7 protein-coding genes are annotated in these 7,203 nt (G+C 55.6%); 3 read left to right on the forward strand and 4 right to left on the reverse strand.

Annotated elements, in window-relative coordinates; all coding sequences use genetic code 11:
* Window positions 1-120: 120 nt before the first annotated feature.
* The 3 genes from BLX42_RS13520 to BLX42_RS13530 form a co-directional block, all read right to left on the reverse strand.
* Window positions 121-828: a hypothetical protein gene (locus tag BLX42_RS13520; RefSeq protein WP_105641266.1), complete on the reverse strand. Its 708-nt coding sequence runs from the start codon at window positions 826-828 to the stop codon at window positions 121-123.
* 427 nt (window positions 829-1,255) lie between these two features.
* Complete coding sequence (locus BLX42_RS13525; protein WP_161871967.1) at window positions 1,256-2,674, reverse strand: UvrD-helicase domain-containing protein; 1,419 nt, start codon at window positions 2,672-2,674, stop codon at window positions 1,256-1,258.
* The gene (locus tag BLX42_RS13530) at window positions 2,664-4,394 is read right to left on the reverse strand and encodes an ATP-dependent endonuclease (RefSeq protein WP_161871968.1); all 1,731 of its coding nucleotides are present in this window, start codon (window positions 4,392-4,394) and stop codon (window positions 2,664-2,666) included. Before BLX42_RS13530 ends, BLX42_RS13525 begins: the two co-directional genes overlap by 11 nt.
* A 648-nt stretch (window positions 4,395-5,042) precedes the next feature.
* On the opposite strand from BLX42_RS13530, the gene BLX42_RS13535 reads away from it, so the two are divergent.
* Window positions 5,043-5,444, forward strand: coding sequence for a helix-turn-helix domain-containing protein (locus tag BLX42_RS13535; protein ID WP_161871969.1), 402 nt, complete (start codon window positions 5,043-5,045; stop codon window positions 5,442-5,444).
* Window positions 5,445-5,466: 22 nt separating this feature from the next.
* Here the strand turns inward: BLX42_RS13535 and BLX42_RS13540 are convergent, their stop codons facing one another.
* Window positions 5,467-5,808 carry a hypothetical protein gene (locus tag BLX42_RS13540; protein WP_105641262.1) on the reverse strand — a complete coding sequence of 114 codons (342 nt, stop codon included), beginning with the start codon at window positions 5,806-5,808 and terminating at the stop codon, window positions 5,467-5,469.
* Between the two features lie 102 nt (window positions 5,809-5,910).
* On the opposite strand from BLX42_RS13540, the gene BLX42_RS26555 reads away from it, so the two are divergent.
* Together BLX42_RS26555 and BLX42_RS13545 are read left to right on the forward strand one after the other, a co-directional pair.
* Window positions 5,911-6,063, forward strand: a complete 153-nt coding sequence (locus BLX42_RS26555) for a hypothetical protein (RefSeq protein ID WP_168216556.1) — start codon at window positions 5,911-5,913, stop codon at window positions 6,061-6,063.
* A gap of 332 nt (window positions 6,064-6,395) precedes the next feature.
* The coding region (locus tag BLX42_RS13545; RefSeq protein ID WP_178110735.1) for a TerB N-terminal domain-containing protein at window positions 6,396-7,203 on the forward strand (808 nt) is incomplete at its 3' end.

Consider the following 7,203-nt stretch of genomic DNA (forward strand, 5'->3'; position numbering starts at 1 on the left):
TAGAGCGCCAAGGCCCGAGCTAGAGCTGTCAGCTAATACCTTGGTCGAAGACGGTGTCATCGGAAAGGTGGCGTGGGCCGCAAGTCTTACGGGTTGCTGAGTAGATGAATGCGTGACCGCTTAGCCCATTCCTGGCCCGCTAAACCCGCCCGGTTTGGGCTTAGACTTAGGCTTTGGAGGCTCATAGCTTGTAGAGTCCAGCCAATTTTTCAAATCGCCAACCGAGGAAAACTCCATCATGAGTAACTCACCCCCGTCAGGGTGGTCAACAATCAGCTCGATCCCAGACTCACCATCGTCTTCCAGGCTCATCAGCCAGTCGGTGTAGCGCTCAAAGGTTACAAAGTCGGTTCCGAGATTGCCTGAGAGGAAATCCTCAACGAGATGCTTGTGCTTGAGCATCGGGCCATGATTCGGATTCTCCTCCACCAGCCCGGACTCCTCACCGAAGATGTGCTGATTGCAAACTTCGGAGTAGTAGGCGTTAAAATTCACCCCGCGTCTCTTCGCTGAGTTTACCACCTCCATTTCAGACCAACCCACGTAGTGGCACTCTAAGCTCAAGCTTCTCCAGTCCTCTTCTACATCCAGTATTCGGCAGAGCTTAAGGCGTCTCGACTTACGGACTTCATGCTTAATATCCGATTTTTCGTATTTGAATTCAACCATAAGTATTTTTGTATGATTGGTGAACAAATAGTCTGCACCGAGAACAGTATCTTGCCCGTCTAGAGAGCAGCGAGTGACCTGTCGACCAGAGTCCAACGCACGTTGCTCCATGTACTTGGAGAAAGCGTCAATTACGGATTGCTCGTGTTTTCTTTTCACTATTTTCCTGAATTGGTCATCAATTAACTTTGCACAGCCATGGGATGTTCACCTCCCAAGATTCGGGGCTATCGTCCCTGCTTTAAATACGACCAGCCAACGACCGCAATCGTATGTATTTACCCCGAGCACTGCTCATTTTGCGAGGCCAGTTTCATACTGGATGGCTGCGGTAGAGAAGCTTGCCTCGGCACTATCGTTCAGATCCAGCCCTCTCCAGTAAGGCATTGCCACCCACTTGAGGATGAACCACTAGGCCTACACCACGCTGGGTGAAAAGAAGTCGTCATCCTCCTCCTTGGGTCATGGATGGCACGAGACGGAGAACAGGCAATTCAAATGATACTATCTGAATGGCGCATTCTAGAGCCTCCAAAGGAAGAAAATACGAGCCAAAACGCGCCCCAGCGATTCTCCTGACCTATGACTACCTACGGGGCATAAGTATGGGATTCTCGGAACATATGACCAGCTTCTTGGCTCCTCTGGTCATCGCCACATAGAGGTTATTGGAATCCATCTGGCTAGGATTCAAAATCACGGCGATATCCGCTTCCAAGCCTTTGAGCAGTAGTGTGCTGCCAACAGCCCGACGAGACAATGGCCGCCCTAAAAGCCGATTCCGCTCACGAACTTGCAAGGCCGCATCTCTTAGGGAATGGGTGCCGGCCGCGGCCATCCGCAGGGCACTCAAGCACGCCCTGAAGACCTCAGGCCTGTAGACATGCGTTCCAGGTTGGGCACCAAAGCTTTCAAGTAAATGCGCGGCGGCAGCAAGGCTTGGTGCCTGATGGAAATCCACTGCGCTCCGTTCAATGGAGGTCGGCTCCGTGCGGTTACGACCACGCAGGATGATGTCCACTCGGCCCATGAGAGCGGCAGCTCCCACCCCTGTCATTACGTTCGTGGCCAGATGCACCAGCTCATTCAGCGCCTGGCCACAAGCTGGGTCAAAGGTTCTGGCGAAGCTAATCAGTTCGCTGAGCTCAACATTCTCAACCGCGGTTGCACCCGGTGTCTGACTGGACAGGCGAAAGCGGCTGGCTGGATTCGTTGAATCTCCGATGATCAGGGCTGACTCGCCGTCCCTGATACGAACCAAGGCCGCACTCCTCCGCTGGGCCTCAGCGGTTTCAGGTCGGATCGCAATCCACTCAACTTCCTGTGGTGCAGTACGTAGATCCACCCCTTCGCCTGCGGCCAAGGGTCGGCGTAGCTCGAGCAGCCATCGACCAAATGGCTCGGTATCGGCGCGGCGCCAGCGCCAAGGAGTGTCCAGGGTTCCGATCGCGGGAAAATGTGGGGTGACGTCAGCTTGCCAATTCACCAATGGATTTCCGCGAAACCCGAAAATCGCCTGCATCGGGTCACCAAGGACGTAGGTGGGAACATTCTGGGCAAGCCAGGCGATGATGATGTGCTGAGCCTGATTGCAATCCTGATACTCATCGACCAGTAGGCGTGAGTAGCTCGCCCGTATCACGGGTGCGATGTGACCGGCTTGCAATAGAAACCCAGCGGCGTTTCGAATGGCCGGGTAGTCCTGTGCGCGGTTTTCCAGCAGGAGAATTGCGGGGTCGTGCCCACTGCGTGCCGGAAATTTGCTGATCAACCTCATGGCGAAGCCGTCCAGGGTAGCGACCTGGTACTTTGAGGTCGGTATATGCGCACGTTGGAGTCGGGTGCGTAGCGCCGCCACACCTGCGTTCGTGTGGGTCAGAATTAATATGGGCTTGGCATCGGTGTGAGCCGCCAAGGTATCAGCGATCAACTGGGTTTTTCCGCAGCCCGCAGGTGCCGTCACGGAACCCCGCCGAAATGCGGGAAGATCGATTTCAGCCGGCATTTACCCACTCCCTGATTCCGTTGATGATTCGCTGGAAGCCTCCCTGAGCTGTCGGCAGATGCGGGCCAATAATGTCCTTCGCAATCGCTTGGTAAGTCGTCACCGATTTGTACCACCCCTTTGAGCGGATCCGCGAAGCGATCCCCAGCAAAACACGGGTTTGCTCAGAATACCCATTCCCGGCAGCACGATGCTCCTGGATGGCCTGTAGGCTTGATCGGCCATCGGATTTAGACTGGATGTGACCAACGACACGCTCGAGATCGTTCACTTCCAACGCTTTCGCGATCAACGCATCAATCGCCAAGTCAGGCAGGCTGGCGAACAATTCGTCCTCCAAGGCACGACCCTGGCCCCATGTCATGGCATGTCCGCCCCGATCCAGGAAAGCTTGGGCGACCTCCGGGGTAGGCGGTTTGTCTGCATCGACAAGAAGGAGTACGCGGTAACCGAGACCAAGTAATGCTGAACCCCGGTTGTAAACGTTATCCGTGGTACCGCCCCCAGCGTTTACATAAGCACATCCCCTGGCCAAAAAAGAATCATTGTTGGCGAAGCCCCAGAATTGATCGAGCCCTCGAATCAGTCCTACTTCGCTGGCCCCCTCACACACGATAACTTGCTTCGCCAGAAAGGCTTCAGGGTCAGCGCGCAGGGTGCTCTGTACGTCGTTGCTGGTGCCAGCAGCCAATACCAGATGCCGGTCGAGTACGTTGCGCACGACATACAATTGGTCACCTGAGAGTTCGCGCAGGGCGACTGGGGAGTGCGTGGTGATGAAGACTTGAAGTGGTTGCTGTGGATCCTTGGCGCCCATGGAGTCCAAGAATCTCACTAGACGGTGAGGTTCCAGTCCGTACTCAACCTCATCCACCAGGGCGATGGTCGCAGCGTCGGCTGCCATGCGCTGAAGGCCCGCCACCAGTAAACGTGACGATCCTGTGCCTAGAGAGCGAAGCGGTATGCCCGCACTGTTGTGCAGCGCAATAGCTCCGTCACCGATCGAAACCGCGTGGGCATCCAGCAGCGCCTGTGCGCCCTCTCCCACGGGAACGCCAAGATCTCGTGATGTTTGATTGACGATGTCCAATGGACGACGAAGTTGCGCGGACGCCTGGGCGCCGAAGTTCTCCCGGGCTTGCCTAGCTGCGCCCGCCAAGGCGCCACTTAGCTCTGGCCTGTCTTCGGTCAAGCGGTTGAGGATCGAGTTGCGGCTCCATGAGAGATTCATGTTGGCAAAGCTGCCGATCCGCGCCGGCGCAATCAGGGAGCGATCCTTCCACGCCAGACTTCTCTCGGTACCCACTTGGGCCGCGCGGTCTGAATAGAGCATCCACGTCGGTTCGAGATCGCCAGTGACCTGCAGTCTCAGGGTCACGACCGTTTCAAGTCCGACACCTGGCTCGTCTTCCACCACCGCTGTCTGGAGATTGAACCCCCGAAGGAAATCGCCATAGGCCTCCAGATTGATCATCGTCTCAGGAAGGCATCCCAGCGTGACGGAGATCGTGATGGGCACATTGACGTTCAAGCTGTAGAAGTCGGTGTCGCTGAACGACACGCTGCGTCGAGCACCGAGGCAGAAATCAATGGCATCCAGGATGCTCGATTTACCGCTGTCTCCTGGGCCAATCAGGCAGTTGACACCTTGGGATGGTGACCAATCGAGGGCTCTAATAGCGCGAAAGTGACGGATCTCGAGCTTTCGTATTCTGACCATGGGTACCGCCTCCTTGCGCCACGTCTTCGCGGGCCTGATTGGCGATACTAGCCCTATGGGGGCATCCCTGCAAAATGGGTTACCACTGTCAAATGACGGCAGGAAAATAATCAGCTCATGTATTTTTTTTTAAATTGGGCGTGTTTGTTTGTATTCAAAGCATAAGCGCAGCCAAAGGCTGCGAAGAAGACGATTTCCCCTCAGCCCCTACGGGGCAATGCAGATGCGAGCCTGGCAACCGAGACCAAATCTGGAAACCGTGAAAAGCAAAAACCGAACCGGCAAAACCGTGTGTGAACCTTGCAGATCACCTGCGGCTGCACATCACTCGCTTTTTTCTTGTCCTCAAATATAGAACTCCGTCTCGCGAAAAAAAATTCAAGGGAGCATGCAGGAAAATAGTTTAAATACAGAGAAAGTCACTGATTAAATTTGGTTAATTAGTGAAAACAACTAGATTTCGATGCGCGATGGTCACGGGCACTCCGCGCCGGGAAAGCTGCAGGCTTATCCCGATGCCGGCCTGAACAGGTTCTTCGTTAAGACTGGCGGGAAGGTATCTGTGGTACTGTCAGATGCTCTACGTCGGGTACTTCCGCTGAAAATAGTTTGCGGGCCTTTCTCGCCTGACATTGGCCAGGAGCATCTATGTCGCTGAAAGCAGCTTTCGCCACTGTATTGAAAGCGATGCGCATTAGCCGCGGGTTGACGCATAAGGATATGGCCTTAGCGAGCAGCCGTGGCTACATGCTGAAGCTGGAACACGGCCGATCAAGCCCTACGGTAGAGAAGCTGACTGCGATAGGTGATGCGATGGGGCTCAGCCCTTTGACGCTTTTCACACTGACGTTGAGTGTGGAGAGCGGTCAACCGATTGATACCCTGGTACAGCGGTTGAAAGCTGACGTTGCAGATCTGGAGGCCAATGGCGCGCTCAGCGGCCTAGTAGTCTCATCAGCGACTCCTATCTGCATAACAAAGCCCTCGTCGGCACGCCGGCACAAGGCTATTTACCCGTCATCTCAAGCTGAACTGTGCTTTACCGAGTAGCAGAGATTGAGATCGCCGAGTGTCAGAGTCCAAGGTCAATCGAAAACAGGATGTCCCTTAGCTCAACTGGAACGGCCTCCTCTTCTACAAGGCGTTTTAGCACCTGATAAATCAGATGTGACCGTAACTGTTCCCGGACAGGGATGTAGCTGCTGTCGGTGCGCGGCAAATCCGCGCTGGGCAGGACGCGCTCAAGCACTGCAAACGCTACGGCGCCAACGTCTTGCTTGTAGATGCGAGTCAAACTGTCCAGGCCCGGTTTACGGCGGTAGCTGGCGACTGCATCACCCACTATCGCCATGAGAGAATCACGATAGTGCTCAGCGGCGTACAACCACACCTGCGCTTCCTGCTCAACCTTCAATGCCCTGTCCTCCTCGCTTCCAATCGGCGCGCAATATTCGACCAAAGCGTGCTTGAGCGCCAGGGGTCGGGCTGCAGTTCAACCATCTAGGGATTTTCGGACATGCACATTCAACTTGATCTGAATCGTAACGATCGAGACGCACTGCTACGGCACTGCCAAGAGTTTGTTCCCGAAAGCGGAGATGCCCGTGAAGACGCCCGCCTGGCTGAGGCTTTGGAGGCGCTGATCGCTGCTTTGGAAGACGCTATTTGAAGTGCAGAAGAGACGTTGTCGAAAGCTGCCTCAATAGACCAGTTGAGGCGCCTGAGGTGCGAAGGAGTACATGTGTACTCTTGGGTTTAATCACCCATCGCGAGACACTACCAAGATGATGGCCTCACTGAAAATTGGGCGTATCAAGAGCAGCGCCGCGATCCCTTCACCTCCCGCAACACAGCCCTGACATAGCCATGTAAGCAGATGGCTCTGTTGGGGATCCGTTTAAGTAATCTCGCCCAGCGCTCCCTTCGTCTGTTCCGCTTGGCCCGCCTCGTAAAATCCGTAAGAATGTCATCTGGCCATTACCAACTGTACGGAATACTCATATGCCACGGAAGCGCAAAGGGAGCGGCGGCGGGCCGATCGCTCTGTACGCCTTGTTATTCGTTGTTGCCCTTTTGGCGCAGGTTCCAAAGCAAGCGTGGATCGCCCTTGGAGTTATCTTGGGCATAGGTGCGTTGGTATGGGCCGTCAGACGCGCCACCCAGGCAAAGCTCTACGCGCCTGAGGATGACATTGTTGCGGAGATCGCCGCTGAATCTCGACAGGCAACCTCCCCCAGTCTCAACGTCCAGTTCGGCACCGGTACCCGCGAGCGAGATTTCCATACTGTCCAAGTCGGTTCGTCCAGCGATAGTCAGAGCTACGCCATTCCAAAGCCAAGTGCAAAGCCCATGGGGGTTCGCTGGCTTGCAGAAGGTGAGTCCATCACCGTGGCCGGATTGGCTATCCCGGGTGGAATGCTCTACATCACCGAGCGGGCAACCCAGTTCGGTCAGACTGAACCGTCCCTGATTGATGCCACGCTTCGAATCGCACGCTCACCCATGAGCCTTACCGAGCGGCAGATGCCCTATTGGCCAAGTTACCGAAGCATCACGCCTGAGGCGCGGCGAGCGTACCTGCAATGGTTGGCGGGAGGTCGCCGCCAGCCTGCGGATGCGGGATACGTGTTCCTGTTTTTTTACGGGCTTGAACGCCGCGCGCTGATCGATGCACCGAGCGATCCTCAGGCGAAGGCAGAGATCCCTGCCATCAAGGCCGAGGTCGAACGCTTGCTTGGTCTCTACGGGGACAACCATTCTTTCCGCGGCTACGCTACCCGCTTTCTCGCCCATATCGACGCGGGTTCTG

Origin of the sequence: Pseudomonas sp. SG-MS2, from assembly GCF_009933855.1 — a bacterium.
GTDB classification, from domain to species: Bacteria; Pseudomonadota; Gammaproteobacteria; order Pseudomonadales; family Pseudomonadaceae; genus Aquipseudomonas; species Aquipseudomonas putida_E.

What these genes read in the sequence shown, in the direction of transcription:
- BLX42_RS13525 (WP_161871967.1), bottom strand. Translation starts at nt 2,674, where the DNA reads ATGCCGGCTGAAATCGATCTTCCCGCATTTCGGCGGGGTTCCGTGACG.
- BLX42_RS13530 (WP_161871968.1), bottom strand. Translation starts at nt 4,394, where the DNA reads ATGGTCAGAATACGAAAGCTCGAGATCCGTCACTTTCGCGCTATTAGA.
- BLX42_RS13535 (WP_161871969.1), top strand. Translation starts at nt 5,043, where the DNA reads ATGTCGCTGAAAGCAGCTTTCGCCACTGTATTGAAAGCGATGCGCATT.
- BLX42_RS26555 (WP_168216556.1), top strand. Translation starts at nt 5,911, where the DNA reads ATGCACATTCAACTTGATCTGAATCGTAACGATCGAGACGCACTGCTA.